Genomic DNA, 16905 nt, shown 5'->3' on the forward strand with positions numbered 1-16905 from the left:
AAAGAATTAACCAGCAAGTGTTTGTGCCTTTTAAAATAGCGTAACATTAGATTTAGGGAAGTTGATTTACTATGTATTTGAAATCGGTAAATTATTTTAGAGCCATTGCTATAATGTTTATTGTTTTAGGGCACTCATATAATTTGGGAGCGTCGAGTCAATATTTTTACCAAGAGGTATTGAAAAGTTTAATAACTGGAGGGACGGCTTTGTTTGTATTTATTTCAGGGTTCATGTTTCACCATGTTTTCTTTAATAAGTTCGAGTATTATGGTTTTATGAAAGGGAAAGTTAATAACGTACTTTTCCCCTATCTTATTTTGTCATCTTTAGCAATATTTTCTTTGTGGGCGTTGAATAAAGGGGCGTTTGGCCAAAACTTTGACGTTACATTCTTTGGTGCTGGTGATATCGCGGCCGTTACTGTTATGAAGTACTACCTTACTGGGAACCATATGGGCCCATACTGGTATATCCCATTTGTTATGTTGGTGTTTTTGTGTTCTCCGGCATACATCAAGTTCATAAAGTCCAGCGTGAAAGAAAGAATTTTAGTGTTGATTGTGAGCTTTGTTATTTCGTTATTTTGTCATAGGCCCGAACATAATATAAATCCAGTTCACTCATTATTCTATTTTAACTTCTTTTATTTGTTCGGGATTCTTTACTCTCAATATAAAGAAAAGCTTTTTTCATGTTTTAAAGGTAAGGAGTTGCCTCTTCTAGTTGGCGTCATTTTTTTTGCCGCCATAGCGGTCGATAGAGGTGAGACTGGTAATTATGCAAAGGGATTTTTTGTGTATGGAGGTGTTGATTTGATGCTCATGCAAAAAACGTTATTGATATTGTTTTTTATGTCTTTTCTTAGGCGTTTTGAACATAGTGATTTGAAAGTGCTAGATATAATTGCCTCCACAAGCTTTGCAGTTTTCTTCTTCCATCCATGGTTTATCAGTTTGTTTGTGTCTTTCTCTAAAAAAATAGATTATCCCATGGAATCATGGCTGGTATACTTTATTGCGTCGTTTTGTGTTTTGCTTTGTTCAATCGGTTCCGCAATAATTGTAAAGAGTCTATTTAAGGGTAGTCGTAGCACACGGATGCTGATAGGTTATTAATGGCGCTGTTAACACTAAGTGTTCAGTCCCGGATGAATGGCTTGGTTACTCTGCTGCGAGATTTCTGTACTCTCGGGCTGGGTAGCCAGTTTCATTCAGCAGCTAAGGACAGCAGTACATGGACATTAAGCTTCACGCAAACGCGACCACGACGCCGAAAATCCGAAAGCAAATTCAATAGTCGGTGATGAAACCTTTGGCATCCAAATAATTAAGTCAGTTGCGGGCTGTTCTAAGTTGGGTAATTGATTTTATCGCGACAAACCGCCACCAATCTCAGCAGTAAAAAGCCAAGTGGGACAACAGTTTGGAGGCAATTTGGGAGCACGTAAATGTTTAAGGTTCAGGCTATGTAAGAGCGATGGCCTTTTAATAAGGCAATGAATTAAATTGTTATTTGTCCAGTTAGGAAAGGTGTTGGGTTTTCCCATATTGATATATTAGAAATTATGATTGCATTAAATCAACTGAGAGGGACCTCTATGGGTCTGAAAAAAGTGATTATTCCTGTAGCCGGGTTGGGCACTCGGATGTTGCCTGCAAGTAAGGCCATTCCGAAGGAGATGTTGCCTTTGGTGGATAAGCCGCTTATTCAATACATTGTGAATGAATGTGTTGAGGCTGGCTTTAATGAGATTGTTTTGGTGACTCATGCGTCTAAAAACGCCATTGAGAACCACTTTGATACCTCCTTTGAGTTAGAGGCGACATTAGAGGCGCGGGTTAAGCGTCAACTATTGGCTGAGGTTCAGGCTATTTGCCCGCCAGGCGTGGCCATCATGCATGTTCGTCAGGGTGAAGCGAAGGGCTTGGGGCATGCGGTGTTGTGCGCGCAGCCTTTGGTGGGTGATAACCCGTTCGCTGTGGTGCTGCCGGATGTGATCTTGGATGAGTATACGGCCGATCAACAGACCGAGAACTTGGCGGCGATGAAGCGGCGCTTTGAGCTGGGTGGCTGTGGCCAGATCTTGGTGGAGCCGGTTCCGGCGCAGGATGTGTCTAAGTATGGCATCGCCGATTGCCATGGTGTCGATATGCAACCGGGTGATGCGGCGCGAATGTCGGCTGTGGTTGAGAAGCCTGCGGTGGATAAGGCGCCTTCGAACCTGGCTGTGGTGGGGCGCTATATTCTCCCGCCCGCCATTTGGGCGCTGCTGGAAAAGACCCCGCACGGCGCGGGGAATGAGATCCAACTGACCGATGCCATTGCCATGCTGATGGAGCAGGAAACGGTGGAGGCGTTTCATATGACCGGTCAGTCTCACGACTGTGGCGACAAATTGGGTTATATGAAGGCGAATGTTATCTACGCCATGCGCGATTCAAAATTCGGCGATGATTTCTCGGAGTTTTTGAATGGTTTGGGGGCGCGGGAGTCGGAGGAGAGCAGCTGTCAGCTATCAGGAAGAGCAGTTGTCAGCTATAAGCTGTAAGCGATCAGGAAGAGCAATAAAGCGGGTGGCTTTATGCGCTGCGCGCGGCGGTAACGGCTGCGCCGGGGGAGAGCAGCTGTAAGCTGTCAGCTTTAAGCGATCAGTAAGAGCAAAAATGCGGGCGGCTGTATATCGCTGCGCGATGGCCTTAGGCGACTGCGTCGCGGCTGTAACGGCTGCGCCGGGTCAAAGCAGTTGTCAGTTTTAAGCTGTCAGCGATCAGTAAGAGCAAAAAGCGGGCGGCTGTATGCGCTGCGCGCGGCGGTATATCGCTTCGCGATGGCCTTAGGCGACTTCGTCGCGGCTGTAACGGCTGCGCCGGGGAAAGGCGCAAGAGCGGGAAGAGCAGTTGTCAGCTGTCAGCGATCAGGAAGAGCAGCCGAAGGGCGCAGCCCTTTATGGTTTTGGTTTTGGTTTTTGATTTTGCGCGCGTAGCGCTTATAGCGTGGCGTTAGCCGTACGGCCGTCGCGTAGCGACATAAAGCCACGAAGTGATACAACCGTGCCGAAGGCGCATGACGCCGGAGCGCAGCGACATAAGGCCCACGAAGTGATAGGGCCGCGCGCTAGCGCAATACAGCCGTAGCGTTATCGCATTGAGGTCGTGCCGAAGGCATTTTGTCTTTAGGTTGGAATGATGACCTCGACGTCGGGGTGTTGTTGCTTGAGTTTGCTGGCTAGGGTTTGTTTGGCGTGGTTGTCGCCGTGGACGATGCGGATTTGTTGTGGCCCGCGGTAGATCCGTTTGATGAAGTTCAGCAGATTGGCTTGGTCGGCGTGGGCGGAGTAGCCGCTGATGGTGTGGATCTGCGCTTTGATGTCGATCTTGTTGTCATTGAGGATCACGTAGCCGCCTTTGGGGCCGTAGGTCTGTATGGCGCGTCCGGGTGTGCCTTGGGCTTGATATCCGACGAAGAGGACGTCGGCGCGTGGGTCGGGTAGGAACTGTTCGAGATAGTTGACTATTCGCCCGCCGGCGCACATGCCTGAGGCGGCGATGATGACGGCGGGTCGTTGGCGCTTGCTGAGGTAGTCGATGGTGGCTTGGTGGTCGGCGTGGCTGTCGACGGTGTAGAGGGTGTCGAAGTTGAGCGGGTGACGACCTTGCGCGATCTTCCGGCGCGCTTCTTTATCCCACAGTTGTTTGAAGTGGCGGTATTGCTCGGTGAATTGCGCGGCCAACGGCGAGTCTACGATGATCTCCAGTTCAGCCCAGAGTCGGTCTGTGGCGCTGGGGTAACGTCGATGGGTCGTTCGATGGTGTAGCTGCTCTATCTCATACAGCAGTTCTTGGGTGCGACCGATGCTGAAGGCGGGGATCAAGACCATGCCTTTATCCTGTACGGCGCGCTCTATGGTGCGCTTGAGCGCTTTGCTGCGCTGTTTGCGCCCTTGGTGGCAATGATCGCCATAGGTGCTTTCGATCACCAATGTATCAGCACGGTAGGGGCTGCGGGGTGCGGGCAGCAGTGGTGTGTGGGTGGCACCGAGATCGCCACTGAAGACGACTCGATGCGTGCCTTGGTTGATGTCGATCTCAATATAGGCCGAGCCAAGGATATGGCCGGCGGGCTGGAATTTGATTTTGGTTGGTGTGGGCGTCTTAAGCGCGTGCCATGTGCGGTAGTCGATGGCGACAAGTTGACGCTTGAGTTGGCTGAGATGGGCGTCGATCAGCCGTTTGTCGCGGGTGGCTCCGACTTTAAGGGCATCGGCAATGACTAAGGGGAGCAAGGCGGCGGTGGCTTGGGTGGCGAAGATCGGGCCGCGATAGCCATCGGCTAACAAGTAAGGCAGTCGACCGACGTGGTCGATATGACAATGGGTGATGACGACAGCGTGGATGTGGCTGATGTCGAAGTCGATGGCGAGATCGCTGCGCTGCGGATCATTGCTTTGTTCGTCGCCTTGAAACAGGCCGCAGTCAATTAGCACGCTGTGTCGTTGGTCGAGATAGAGTTGATGGCATGAGCCGGTGACGCCATTGATGGCACCGTGATGTCTGATGTGTGGGGCGATGGACATGGGCGCACTCCTTTGCTGTGAACAGGTAGAGTACTTGTTACTGGTGGGTTTTTGCAGAGTTGTGTTCACTTGGGAATAAAGGCGGGCTATTGACGGACGGCTGACCTATATTTACTCGGTACAAGGAGTAAAGCACAGTGCAATCCCGCGAAGGGCGTGAGTCAATGAGAACCATCATGCTTTTTGTGGCAAAAAGTTAGATGTGGTATGCATAACTTTCTTTAAGTTTGAATGTGCTATTGATGTCATGGATGCGTTTCGATACGTTGATTGGTGTGAAGGCTGTTACCAGCCTCATTCGCCAGATATAACGATAATTGGAGGCGTAGATATGCTTTTTTGGATCTCTCTAGGCGTTATAGCAGTAGTGGTTGTGCCCGTTGCTGTGCGTCTTGGACAAACCGAAAGCGAGTGGTAATAGCTTTTAGGTATAAAGTTGATAGCGGCAATAATGAAAAACCACCGAGAGGTGGTTTTTTTGATCTTATTGCTCTCGTTCGGATGGAAGAGATCTGTTGTCCTGATTGGCGCTAGCGTCGAGAAGATCACTTTTTCTTCAGTTCGATTGTTGTGACTTCAAAAGTTAGCTCTTCTGTAATTGCAGTTCCTCTACCGATATTTATCCTTGCAGAGCATTCTTTGTGGCACTGTTCGCGTCGTCATTTTGGGGCGTGTGAGTTGTCTCTAATTGTGTCAGTAAGGCGTGAGCCTGTGCGTTTTTTTTGCCCTGCCAGGGGGCTGTTGCTGATGATTCGCAATGGGCCTGTTTGCCAAGGGTTATCTAACCGGATGGTTAAGAGATAGATGAGATGAGCTCGATGGTTCCGGCAAGTCGTTTTAGCCCGGTGCACCGGTATCAACAGGAAGTTGATTCCTTGTATCAGATCAAGCCGGTGGGGGGGCGTTCGATCCTTCAGCCTGATCTGCCGTTTGAGCGGATCTACGCGAAGGCGCCGGCAGCTCAAGATGAGTTAAACCAGTTGGTGGTGCAGGCGGCGTTGCTGAGTGGTTCGACGACGGTGCTGCCTGAGATTAAGGCGCGGGATCGAGCTGAGCTGAAGATCGCTACGGAGTTGGATGGTCAGTTTCGATTGTTGACCGACTTGGCGCGGGCCACCTTGGTGGCGGACGACATTGAGGGTGTGTTGTCAGCGTATCAGGCTCTTGCCTCCCAGGTGGAGGTGATCTCGCTAGAGAACCGTTTCTTAAATCCGAAGGAAAATGGTTATCGGGATCTCAAGGTTTTGGTTCGGCTCCGACAGTCCGGTTTGGTCGCTGAGGTGCAGCTGCATTTGTCGGCGATTGAGGCGGTTAAAAACGGCGAGGAGCATAAGGCTTATCAGCAGCGCCAGGCCATCGAGCGCCGTGCGGATGTGGAAAAGCGGCCGATGACAGAATGGGAGCGAGCAAAGGTCAATCGATTGCAACGATACAGCCGTGCATTGTTTGAAGAGGCTTGGCAGCGGCATTTGTTGCCGAGCTTTATGGCGATGGTTTAGTGGAAGCAGCGGTGAGCTTAAAGCTATCAGCTATCAGCTATCAGTAAGAGCAAAAAGCGGGCGGCTGTATGTGCCTTCGGCACGGCTGTATATCGCTGCGCGATGGCCTTAGGCGACTGCGTCGCGGCGGTATCGGCTGCGCCGGCGGAGAGCAGTTGTCAGCTGTCAGCTGTCAGCTGTCAGCGATCAGTAAGAGCAGCTGAAGGGCGCAGCCCCTTTATGTGTTTGGTTTTTGCGCGCGCAGCGCTTATAGCCAGGCGTTAGCCCTACGGCCGGAGCGCAGCGACATGAGGCCCACGCAGTGATACCGCCGTGCCGAAGGCACATACGGCTAAGGGCGCAGCCCTTTATCGCCGCGCGGCAGCGCAATACTGTGGCTGATATTTTAGAAGTGTTGTTTGACTTCGACCCGCCATTCCCATTGATTGACTTGTTCGTCGTCGCTGATTGGGCGGGCGAAGTCGAGGTGGATGACGTTGTTGCTGCCGGCGTGTGAGGCGTAGAAGCGCAATCCTATCCCAACGCTCTGCAGGGTGCCGGTTGGGTTATCCGGGTAGGGGCTGCCGCCCCGGGCTTCGCCTATGTCGTAGAAGAGCGCGGCTCCGGCTTCCAGCAACTGCCAAAGGTTGATATTGGGGTAATAGCGCGCTTCGGCGGATGCCAGCAATATGGTGTCGCCGTGTTGATATTGCAGTGGGTAGCCACGTAAGCCGGTGGTGCCTCCTAGGGTATTGGGCCGGTCTAAGTAGCTATTGATGCTATGGCGCCAATCGATCTTTGCGTACAGACGTACGGGCTGTGAGAGCTGATAGAACAGTTCATTGCGCCACTGCATCCACAGATAGTCGCCCCGCTCTTGCTGTTGCTCGGCTTGCAGCCAGTAGCGGCTGAGCCAGAGGTGTTTCGGACTGATCGCCCAGCCCCGATGGCTGTGGAGTTGCGTTACCCAGCCGCCATCACCGCTGAGATCCCACCCCGCCTTTACGGCCAGATCCCATCCAAGATTGATGTCTTCGGCGGCGTTGATCAGAAACAGGTTGCGACGTTTTTCATAGCGGTCTTGCTGAAAACGCAGTTGCGCCCACGGGTAGGTGCGTTGTCGATCGTCCGGTAAGCGGGTGGTTTGGGTCGGGGCGAATCTGTGCTGATCATGCGACAGGCCCACTTGCCAGCGTAGCACCTGATTTGGCCAGTGAACCCAGGGTTGCCCATACCACAGCTGGGCTGACTCCAATCGCTGGTGAAATTGGTTGCTCTGTTTGCCAGCTTGGCGAATGGTGTCGTTGCGCGATTCTTTGTTGAAGTAGACACCAAAGCCGTGTTGGGAGTTGTGGCTGACAAACGGCCGTACCAATGAGACCGCGATCTTTTCACCGTCATCGGTGTCGGCCAGGGTGAGGCCCGCTTGCAGGTTTTTTCCTAGATAGAGTGGCGCATAGAGATCGATTAGGTAGCCGCTGCGTAGGTAGTCGGAGAAATAGAGTAGTTCGGTATGGATCCCCAGGCCGAGGAAGTTGCTGTCTTTGATCCCCATTGCGGCGGCGTTTTCCCCCCCTTTTCTCGAAAAATCGATGGTAGGTAACAACGACCAGGTGTCCCAAGTTTCTATCTTTATCGGTTTGCCCTGTTCTGCTTTGCTGACTTGGGCGTCACGCAGGTAAGGCTTGGAGCGGAGGTGGCGTTCGATCTCATACAGGTCGTCCGCGTCATCGGGACAGGGTAGGAATGCTCCCAGACTGTTGTTGACGGCCACCTCTTGGGTGGTGATATGGAGTCGGTTCGCCCAGTGGTGCAACCAAGTGTAGCCTTCGGCATCCGGATCAAAGACATCGTTGCGGACGACTTGATAGTGTTCCGCTAAGCACTCTGAGGTGATCAGTTGTTGTTCTGCCCCGACACATTTGAATGATAGCCATGGGGCGATCCCGAGGGCTATCAGTCCAATACGTTTCGACCCCACAGCAATTCCTCATTCGCAATGAGCTATTACTGTCGGCCAAATCGGGCGTTATTGCCAGTTGAGCAGTCGTCAGCCTAAGCTTTCAGCGATCAGTTTGGGGCGAGAGCAGCTATCAGCGATTAGCGATTAGCGATTAGCGATTAGCTATCAGCCATTAGTTTAGAGTAAGAGCCGTTAGCGGCTTCATGCTGTTAGCCATTGGTTTGGGGTGGAAAGGTTTTTGTTTTTTGCGCCACCCGAGTCTAATGCCGACGGATCTGCAGTGGAGATGGTTTATTATGTTATCCCTCCAAACGCTTTAGGGGGACGTTTCCTTTGGGTTTGGGCGAAACATTACTGACTGTTATCGATGTCCGAGATAACGGGATTGGGGCTTTAAAGAGCTCAGTTAGCTCAAACAACGCTCACTTAACGCCTTTTCGAGTATCTTTCAAGCAATCGATAAAAATCGAGTTGACTTGATCCGGCAAAATCCGTTTAATAGCGCCCCGTCGCCTCGTTAGCTCAGTTGGTAGAGCAGCGGATTGAAAATCCGCGTGTCCCTGGTTCGATTCCGGGACGAGGCACCATTTTCAAGTGGTTGGTGCTTAGCACGAACGACTGGTTACAATCTGTTCCCCTTTAGTTCAGTCGGTAGAACGGCGGACTGTTAATCCGTATGTCGCTGGTTCAAGTCCAGCAAGGGGAGCCACTTTTTCGTTTCGAGCTTTGGCTTGAAACAACGCCTCGTTAGCTCAGTTGGTAGAGCAGCGGATTGACCGATTCTAAAGTCAGCGCGCGTCCCTACCTCGATTTTGGGACGAGGCACCATTTTTGCTGAGACGTCAGGTTAAACACGTGACAATCTGTTCCCCTTTAGTTCAGTCGGTAGAACGGCGGACTGTTAATCCGTATGTCGCTGGTTCAAGTCCAGCAAGGGGAGCCACTTTTTAGTTTCGAGCCAAGGCTTGAAACAACGCCTCGTTAGCTCAGTTGGTAGAGCAGCGGATTGAAAATCCGCGTGTCCCTGGTTCGATTCCGGGACGAGGCACCATATTCGGTGCGTAAGCACAGAAGCCTCGTTAGCTCAGTTGGTAGAGCACCGGATTGACCGATTTTAAAGTCAGCGCGCGTCCCTACCTCGGTTCCGGGACGAGGCACCATTTTTGCTGAGACGTCAGGCTAAACACGTGACAATCTGTTCCCCTTTAGTTCAGTCGGTAGAACGGCGGACTGTTAATCCGTATGTCGCTGGTTCAAGTCCAGCAAGGGGAGCCACTTTTTAGTTTCGAGCCACGGCTTGAAACAACGCCTCGTTAGCTCAGTTGGTAGAGCAGCGGATTGAAAATCCGCGTGTCCCTGGTTCGATTCCGGGACGAGGCACCATTTTCGGTGCGTAAGCACAGAAGCCTCGTTAGCTCAGTTGGTAGAGCAGCGGATTGAAAATCCGCGTGTCCCTGGTTCGATTCCGGGACGAGGCACCATCTTACGAAAGCCCACTCATCTGAGTGGGCTTTTTCGTTTTTCAGATAATGATTCATAGGTTTGAGGTGGGCGATCAGGCTGGTTATCTCAGTTGGTAGAGCAGCGGATTGACCGATTTTAAAGTCAGCGCGCGTCCCTGATTCGATGATCGCCTTCGGCGTTACTGGCGTTGCCGGGACGAGGCACCATCTTACGAAAGCCCACTCATCTGAGTGGGCTTTTTCTTTTTTCAGATAATGGCTTATAGGTTTGAGGTGGGCGATCAGGCTGGTTATCTCAGTTGGTAGAGCAGCGGATTGACCGATTTTAAAGTCAGCGCGCGTCCCTACCTCGATTTTGGGACGAGGCACCATTTTCGGTGCGTAAGCACAGAAGCCTCGTTAGCTCAGTCGGTAGAGCAGCGGATTGACCGATTCTAAAGTCAGCGCGCGTCCCTACCTCGATGATCGCCTTCAGCGTTACTGGCGTTGCCGGGACGAGGCACCATCTTACGAAAGCCCACTCATCTGAGTGGGCTTTTTCGTTTTTCAGATAATGATTCATAGGTTTGAGGTGGGACGATCAGGCTGGTTAGCTCAGTTGGTAGAGCAGCGGATTGACCGATTTTAAAGTCAGCGCGTGTCCCTACCTCGATGATCGCCTTCGGTGTTACTGCCGTTGCCGTGACGAGGCACCATTTTTATGTGCCAATATATGGCGCGTCGTCAAGGCATAATGCCTACTGAACACTTACCGCTCTTCTGCTTCTGCTTCCGCTTCCGCTTCCGCTTTGGCTGATCGCTGACAGCTTACTGCTGACGGCTGCTCTTTTTGACTGATCGCTGACAGCTTCTTTGCTCTTCTGCTCTTCTGCTTCCGTTTTGACTGATCGCTGACAGCATTAAGCTGACGACTGCTCCTTTTGACTGATCGCTGACAGTTTACTGCTGACGACTGCTCTCGTGTCTCGTGCCCTTTGGGTTGAGCTTTCTTCACTTTTTTCCGCTGCTGGATTGGGCGATGAACTGTGAACAATCTCATTGTTTATCATGGCTCAGGGTGATGACGATCACGTTACTGGGGCGAGGTCGGGTTCTAGAATGGGGGCTTTCGGGACAATCATTTGGCGGTTTCTGCGCCGATGTGTCCGACCTATGGATATAGCTAGGAGCGAGACGGCATGGAAGTCAGCGCCGCAAAGCTCTGTTTGGCTTGGCATGATGATCGGGTGTTGGAGTTGGACTGGCAGTTAGCGCTGCCGGATGTGGCTGGGACACTCAATGGCAAGACCCCGGCTCAGGTGCGCGATGCGCTTGGGTTGTTATACCGCTTATGTGGTCAGGCGCAGTTGCGGGCAGCGGTCAGTTTGCAAGAGGGTGCGCTTGGCGTGGTACCGAGTGCCGACACGGAAGCGACGCGGGATCAGGCCATTTGGCTTGAGTGGATGCGCGAGCATGGCTGGCAGTTGTTTCGCGCCGCGAGTCTGTGTCTGACACAGTCACCGGCGTTGATGCAGGCGTTGGTGGCTTGGCAGCGTGCCATGCAGCAGGCGCAAGCTCAGCTGCCTGCCGATCTGTGGCGACCGGGCGTATCGGTGCAACCTTTGCAGGGGATCGATCTAGCGCCAATGTTGGCGGCGTTTTGTCGTGGGATCTATCAACCCATAATGGCGGCGCTGGAGCAGCGCGGCTGGGCAGGGCTGGCGATAACGCCGACGGCACAGGTTCAGGCGCTTGAGAGTGGCTCTGCAGCACGGACTCAGTTGGATGAGGCGTCGTTGGCGGGGCGCTTTGAGGCGCTGCGCGCTGAGATGACCCAAGCGCTGCATGGCTTTGTCCACCCGCAGCGCCAATCGCTGCTGTTGGCTCCCGGTCAGGTGGATGCGGCACGTGGACAATTACGTCATCAGTGCGATTGGTCCAGCGGTGTCGCGGCGAACTATCAGATAGAGATCCCCACGCCTGCGCTGCTCACCAGTTTGCGTCGAACCCTTTCCCATCATTCTTTTCAAACCCGCTCTGTGGCCGAGGCGGTGGTACCGCTTTTGGTGTTGGCGCATGCCCCTTGCCTGGATGTGGCGGTCGAGTGGCGATCACGTGTGGCCTACGGAGGTGCCGATGCATGAGATCTCGCTGGCGGAGGGGATCCTCGCCATTATCGAGCGACAGCGCCGTGAAGGCGATTTTGGCTGCGTCAAAAGTGTTCAGCTTGAGATCGGCCAGTTGGCCGGGGTTGAGGTGGAGGCGTTGCTCTTTGGTATGAAGGCGGTGTTTCGCGACACCGTGGCGGACGGGGCGGAGATAGAGCTGATCTCTGTCGGTGGCCAGGCGTTTTGTTTTGATTGTGAAAGTCAGGTGCCATTGGCCAAACGGGGTGAGGCTTGTCCCGGCTGTGGCGGATACCGGTTGCACGTGAATGACGGCGACCAGATGCGAGTGAAGTCCTTAGAGGTAGAGTAACTATGTGTACAGTATGCGGCTGCGCCGAAGGCAATGTGAAGATCGAGGGCGAACATGGACATTCGCATGATCACCAGGGCCAAGGACATTCTCACGGTCATGAGCATGATCATGACCACCATCATCCTCACCCGCGCCCCGCGGGCAGTAAGGTGATCCACAAGACCGTGCATCGTTATCAGCATCAGGGCGATGTGCATCATCATTATCACTTTCATGTGGCCAGTGTGGAGCAGGCTCAGCAGTTGATGGCTGATCCCACTCAACATTCCCAGCCACATTCCCAGCCACATTCCCACCCACATTCCCACCTAGATGCACACCAGCATGAGCATGCTCATCAACCTGAGCATCAATCCGCGCCCGCTGAGTCGGCGACGCTGGATTTTGATGCATTGCTGGCGGAGGAGTTTGAGCCGGAGGAGTACGACGGCGAGCTGGATTACGGCCAGGGGCCGGCCCACGCGCATGCGCCGGGGATGAGTCAGCAGAAGATGGTGCAGGTGGAGATGGATATCTTGGGCGCAAACGATGCTCTGGCCGATGCAAACCGGGCCCGCTTTGATAACGACTGTTTGTTGGTGCTGAATCTGGTGTCCAGCCCGGGCTCGGGCAAGACCACCTTGCTGACCACGACGGTGGATGAACTGAAAGAGGATTACTCGTTGGCGGTGATCGAGGGCGATCAGGAAACCGCCAATGACGCCGAGCGGATCCGCGCGACCGGTGTGCCAGCGGTGCAGGTCAATACGGGCAAGGGCTGCCACTTGGATGCGGCCATGGTGGGCCGGGCGGCGGATCAACTGGATCTGGAGGAAGCGGGCATTCTGTTTATCGAGAACGTCGGTAATCTGGTCTGTCCGGCGGAGTTTGATCTGGGTGAGGATCATAAGATCGCGATCTTGTCGGTGACCGAAGGTGAAGATAAGCCACTGAAGTATCCCGATATGTTTGCGGCCTCTGATGTCATGTTGATCACAAAGACAGACTTGCTGCCTTACGTCGAGTTTGATGTGGAGGCCTGCATCGCCAATGCGCGTCAGGTCAATCCGGAGATCGAGGTGTTCCAGTTGTCCTCCACGACAGGGGAAGGCATGGAAGAGTGGTTGGCTTGGGTGGCGAAGCAGGTGCCGGTATGTGCTTAGGGATCCCAGCTCAGATCCAATCCATTGATGATCCTGAGCGTTTTAACGTGACGGTGGCGGTGAATGGGGTAAGTCGTCTGGCAAATGCGGCCTGTATCTGGCCGACGGGCGATCCTCAGCAGTTGGTAGGCCAGTGGGCGGTGATCCACGTTGGCTTTGCTCTGGGATTATTGTCCGAGGCGGAGGCGCAGGAAACCCTGGCGGCGCTCAATGAGATCGGCGGGCTCGAGCATGAGCTGGCTGATCTGGCCGGGAGGGAGCCGGCATGAAGTTTGTCGATGAGTTTCGCGATCCGGCGGCGGTGAAGGCGGCGTTGGCGCAGATCGAGTCGGCGTTGACTCAGGTGCCCGCATCCCGCAAGCCGCTGCAGATCATGGAGGTGTGCGGCGGCCATACCCACGCCATCTTTAAGTTTGCTCTGGGCCAGTTGCTGCCGGACGACATTGAGTTTGTCCATGGGCCGGGCTGTCCGGTGTGCGTGCTGCCCCGCGGCCGCATCGACGATGCCATTACGCTGGCGGAGGAGCACGGCGTGATCCTCTGCTCTTATGGTGATGCATTGCGGGTGCCTGGTGATAAGGGCAGTCTGCAGGACGCCAAGAGCCGGGGGGCCGATATTCGGGTGGTGTATTCGCCGCTGGATGCCTTGGCGTTGGCGCGGGAGTATCCAAACAAACAGGTCGCCTTCTTTGCCTTGGGGTTTGAAACCACGGCGCCGGCCACTGCGCTGACGTTGAAACAGGCGGCGCTGGATGGGGTGGAGAACTTCTCGGTGCTGTGTCATCACATCACCATTGGCCCGCCGCTGCGGGCGATCTTGGATGATCCGGGCATTCGCATCGATGGCTTTATCGGGCCGGGGCATGTGTCGATGATCACCGGTGAGCAGGTGTACGACTTTATTGCCGAGGATTACGCCAAGCCGTTGGTGATCGCCGGTTTTGAGCCGCTCGACTTGCTGCAGGCACTTGCGATGGTGGTCAAGCAGATCGCCGCCGCCGAGGCGCGGGTGGAGAATCAGTATCGCCGCGCCGTGACCAGTGTCGGCAACCGCATTGCCCAGCAGGCGATGGGTGAGGTATTTATGCCAGCGCCGGAATCGGACTGGCGTGGCCTGGGGGCCATTCCTGAGTCGGGCTTGATGCTGTCCGAGGCGTTTCGTCCTTACGATGCCGAGGCACGATTTGGGATCGGTCGTACCAGCGTGGCGGAGCCGGAAGGCTGTGGTTGTGCCCGGGTATTGCGTGGCCAGCTTAAGCCGCACCAATGCCCCTTGTTTGGCACTATCTGTAAGCCGCAGATGCCGGTGGGGGCCTTGATGGTGTCCAGTGAAGGCGCTTGCGCGGCCTATTATCAATACCGAGCGGGAGTGTAAATGACGGTATTAGCGAAAGACGCGATCATCACCTTGGCCCACGGCAGTGGCGGTCAGGCGATGCAGCAATTGATCGAAACCCATTTTGTCGCGGCGTTCGATAACAGTGAGTTGGCCTTGATGGAAGATCAGGCCCAGTTGCCGCTGGCCGAATTGACGCTGGCGGGGGACAGACTGTCGTTTGCCACCGACTCCTTTGTGGTCGATCCACTGGAGTTTCCCGGGGGCGATATCGGCAAGCTGGCGGTGTGTGGCACGGTCAATGATGTGGCGATGGCCGGCGCGATCCCGAAATATCTGTCCTGTAGCTTTATCATCGAGGAGGGCTTGGCGCTGGCCACGCTTGAGCGCATCGTGCAGTCGATGGCGGTAACGGCGCGGCAAGCTGGGGTGCGCATCGTCACCGGTGATACCAAGGTGGTGCATAAGGGCGCATGCGACAAGCTGTTTATCAACACCTCGGGGATCGGCATCGTCCCGGTCGACCGTCAACTTGGTGCCCGTTTTATCCAAAGCGGCGATAAGGTGATCGTCTCGGGTACGGTGGGCGATCACGGGGCGGCTATCCTACAGGCGCGGGGCGAGCTGGCGTTGTCTGGTACGCTGGAAAGCGACTGTCAGCCACTCAATGGCTTGGTGGAGGCGATGTTGGCGGCCGGCTCGGTGCGAGCGCTGCGTGATGCCACCCGCGGTGGCGTCGCGGCGGTGGCCAATGAGATGGCGAGCTCGGCTGGGGTGGGGATCACCTTGGCGGAGTCGGCCATTCCGCTGCATCCGCAGGTGCGCGGCGTCAGTGAGATCTTAGGCTTAGATCCGCTACTGATGGCCAATGAAGGCAAGTTGATCGCCGTGGTTCCGGCCCAGCACAGCGAGGCGGTACTGGCAGCGATGCGTGCGCATCCGAGCGGCGCGGAGGCGGCGATCATCGGTGAGGTGACCAACGGTTCTGCCGGGCAAGTGAAGGTGAGCGGGCCGTTTGGTGGCGAGCGTTTGCTGCCAATGCCGGTGGGCGAACAGTTGCCGCGGATCTGCTGATTTGGTGGGGCGAATCAAATTATCCGCGGTTAAGCTCTGATAGCATGATCACTTGGATATCCCAAAAACCTCGGTAATTGACCGGGGTTTTTTAATGCGATGGCTTAATAACGCGAAGAAGAGTGGTGATGAAAGATAAAACCTACCGGATGAGCCAGCAGATCATGGAGTGGCACCTTCGCCGCGAGCAACAACGCAGCAGCGCGGAGCCGAATAGTCCGCCGCTGCGATTGGTGAGCTCTGAGCTCAATATGCTCAGCGAGGTGCGGGTCTTGGCGCTCGAGCTGGAGTGCGCCCGCTCCAAGAACGCGCAGTTGCAGGCTCAGGTGCTTTACCTACAGCACGAGCTCGGCTCGCTGCAGCGGGAGGAGTCGCTGGAGTCGGCGTTGGCACGGCGTCTGGCTTGGCAGGGAGCGTTGATCGGCAGTTTGGTGACTGCCGGGGTGATCGCGTTTGCTTTGTTAGCGTACGGCTGAGCACGGACTGGCCGTGGGCGTTGATGGAAACCGAGGCTTTGGCTTCGGTTTTTTATGCTGTGCCCGAGTTAGCTGCGGGTCGATTTTTTTGTCTTGTATCTCAACCTTTAGCATCGCCTTTAGTTCCCATGTCGTGTTGGCGGCGGCTAGCCATCTTTGTGAAATTACGAGAGGCGAGCTCCTCTGCATTCCCCTTCGTTTCGCTGCTCTCTCACTTAAGGTGTGGTCCAACGCCAACTCCAGCAAGCGGCTGAAAGTCGTCCCCCGTTATTGATGGAGAGGCAACGACAAAAGCGGCAGCGCTGCGCTCGGGATCTGTCTCCACGCACTAATGCTTGATGCTGCTTTCGGTGGCCCCAAAAAATGTTCGCCTCGAACTTCACCTGTGACTTAAGACAGAGCGTTTTTTACGGACGCGAAACGTCGGGAAGAGGCGATCGCGGCGCAGATGGATGTCCCTTTGAGCTCGGCCTGTGATGGGGTGGGGGCTTTTGCTAATCCTGTTGCCGTGGCGCTGGCCACGCCCACGCGGATTGTTCAGTCGATGGCGCAAAGAATGCGGGCAGTCTGATCGCAGACCGGTATCGGCGATACGGTGCATAACGGCACGTGCTACGAGTTGTCTTTCAACGCCTCGGGGCTCGGCATCGTGTCGACTGAGCGGCAGTTGGGTGCTTGCTTTGTCCTCGGTGGCGATAAGGCGGTTGCGCTGGCGGCGATCCCGGTACATCCGATCGGCGCGGAGGCAGCGATCATCGGTGAGGTGACTGACGGCCCCGCTGGGCAAGTGAAGGTGAGCGGCTCGTTTGGTCGCAATCGCCTGTTGCCGATGCCGGTAGAAGAACAATTACTGCGGATCGGTCGATAGAGTGACCTGGATCAAACTTGGTTGTATGGGGGTTTGTTAGCCTTACTGCAGTGACACCAAAAAAGCCTT

Annotated in this window: 13 protein-coding genes and 10 tRNA genes; 21 read left to right on the top strand and 2 right to left on the bottom strand. The window is 54.6% G+C overall.

The genetic code is table 11. The annotated features are described in order from the left end of the window. Positions 1-71 precede the first annotated feature (71 nt). Positions 72-1118, top strand: a complete 1047-nt coding sequence (locus ABEA08_RS02735; RefSeq protein ID WP_345333092.1) for an acyltransferase family protein — start codon at positions 72-74, stop codon at positions 1116-1118. 482 nt (positions 1119-1600) lie between these two features. Beyond that, entirely contained in the window at positions 1601-2551 is a 951-nt protein-coding gene (gene galU / locus ABEA08_RS02740; RefSeq protein WP_345333094.1) for a UTP--glucose-1-phosphate uridylyltransferase GalU, read from the top strand. Between the two features lie 624 nt (positions 2552-3175). On the opposite strand, the gene ABEA08_RS02745 is transcribed toward galU, so the two are convergent. Further along, a complete protein-coding gene (locus ABEA08_RS02745; protein ID WP_345333096.1) occupies positions 3176-4576 on the bottom strand; it encodes an MBL fold metallo-hydrolase RNA specificity domain-containing protein in 1401 nt (466 codons plus the stop codon). 809 nt (positions 4577-5385) lie between these two features. Between ABEA08_RS02745 and ABEA08_RS02750 the strand changes: the two genes are divergently transcribed. Further along, a complete protein-coding gene (locus ABEA08_RS02750; protein ID WP_345333098.1) occupies positions 5386-6075 on the top strand; it encodes a nucleotidyltransferase family protein in 690 nt (229 codons plus the stop codon). Between the two features lie 385 nt (positions 6076-6460). On the opposite strand, the gene ABEA08_RS02755 is transcribed toward ABEA08_RS02750, so the two are convergent. Next, on the bottom strand, positions 6461-8035 hold the full coding sequence (locus ABEA08_RS02755) for a ShlB/FhaC/HecB family protein (RefSeq protein ID WP_345333100.1): 1575 nt from the start codon (positions 8033-8035) through the stop codon (positions 6461-6463). Between the two features lie 493 nt (positions 8036-8528). Between ABEA08_RS02755 and ABEA08_RS02760 the strand changes: the two genes are divergently transcribed. From ABEA08_RS02760 to ABEA08_RS02845, 18 genes are all read left to right on the top strand, one after another. After that, positions 8529-8604: transfer RNA gene (locus ABEA08_RS02760), tRNA-Phe, on the top strand. A gap of 46 nt (positions 8605-8650) precedes the next feature. Then, positions 8651-8726: transfer RNA gene (locus ABEA08_RS02765), tRNA-Asn, on the top strand. A 32-nt stretch (positions 8727-8758) separates the two neighbouring features. After that, positions 8759-8845 (top strand) — tRNA-OTHER (locus ABEA08_RS02770). A gap of 39 nt (positions 8846-8884) precedes the next feature. Further along, positions 8885-8960, top strand: a tRNA-Asn gene (locus ABEA08_RS02775). 32 nt (positions 8961-8992) lie between these two features. Next, positions 8993-9068, top strand: a tRNA-Phe gene (locus ABEA08_RS02780). A 22-nt stretch (positions 9069-9090) separates the two neighbouring features. Beyond that, positions 9091-9177 (top strand) — tRNA-OTHER (locus tag ABEA08_RS02785). 39 nt (positions 9178-9216) lie between these two features. After that, positions 9217-9292, top strand: a tRNA-Asn gene (locus ABEA08_RS02790). A gap of 32 nt (positions 9293-9324) precedes the next feature. Then, positions 9325-9400, top strand: a tRNA-Phe gene (locus ABEA08_RS02795). A gap of 22 nt (positions 9401-9422) precedes the next feature. Beyond that, positions 9423-9498, top strand: a tRNA-Phe gene (locus tag ABEA08_RS02800). A 375-nt stretch (positions 9499-9873) separates the two neighbouring features. Beyond that, positions 9874-9985, top strand: a tRNA-OTHER gene (locus tag ABEA08_RS02805). Positions 9986-10658: 673 nt separating this feature from the next. Continuing rightward, on the top strand, positions 10659-11603 hold the full coding sequence (locus ABEA08_RS02810; protein ID WP_345333102.1) for a hypothetical protein: 945 nt from the start codon (positions 10659-10661) through the stop codon (positions 11601-11603). After that, positions 11596-11937, top strand: a complete 342-nt coding sequence (hypA, locus tag ABEA08_RS02815) for a hydrogenase maturation nickel metallochaperone HypA (RefSeq protein ID WP_345333104.1) — start codon at positions 11596-11598, stop codon at positions 11935-11937. The genes ABEA08_RS02810 and hypA overlap by 8 nt, the downstream gene beginning before the upstream one ends. A gap of 2 nt (positions 11938-11939) precedes the next feature. Beyond that, positions 11940-13082, top strand: coding sequence for a hydrogenase nickel incorporation protein HypB (gene hypB, locus ABEA08_RS02820; RefSeq protein ID WP_345333106.1), 1143 nt, complete (start codon positions 11940-11942; stop codon positions 13080-13082). Next, positions 13073-13351: a HypC/HybG/HupF family hydrogenase formation chaperone gene (locus ABEA08_RS02825; protein WP_345333108.1), complete on the top strand. Its 279-nt coding sequence runs from the start codon at positions 13073-13075 to the stop codon at positions 13349-13351. The genes hypB and ABEA08_RS02825 overlap by 10 nt, the downstream gene beginning before the upstream one ends. After that, positions 13348-14457, top strand: a complete 1110-nt coding sequence (gene hypD / locus ABEA08_RS02830; RefSeq protein ID WP_345333110.1) for a hydrogenase formation protein HypD — start codon at positions 13348-13350, stop codon at positions 14455-14457. The genes ABEA08_RS02825 and hypD overlap by 4 nt, the downstream gene beginning before the upstream one ends. Continuing rightward, on the top strand, positions 14458-15492 hold the full coding sequence (hypE, locus tag ABEA08_RS02835) for a hydrogenase expression/formation protein HypE (RefSeq protein ID WP_345333112.1): 1035 nt from the start codon (positions 14458-14460) through the stop codon (positions 15490-15492). Positions 15493-15620: 128 nt separating this feature from the next. After that, entirely contained in the window at positions 15621-15968 is a 348-nt protein-coding gene (locus ABEA08_RS02840) for an MreC domain-containing protein (RefSeq protein WP_345333114.1), read from the top strand. A gap of 595 nt (positions 15969-16563) precedes the next feature. Continuing rightward, positions 16564-16836, top strand: coding sequence for a hypothetical protein (locus ABEA08_RS02845; RefSeq protein WP_345333116.1), 273 nt, complete (start codon positions 16564-16566; stop codon positions 16834-16836). The last annotated feature ends 69 nt before the right edge of the window (positions 16837-16905 follow it).

It is taken from the genome of Ferrimonas pelagia (assembly GCF_039543565.1).
Lineage (GTDB): Bacteria > Pseudomonadota > Gammaproteobacteria > Enterobacterales > Shewanellaceae > Ferrimonas > Ferrimonas pelagia.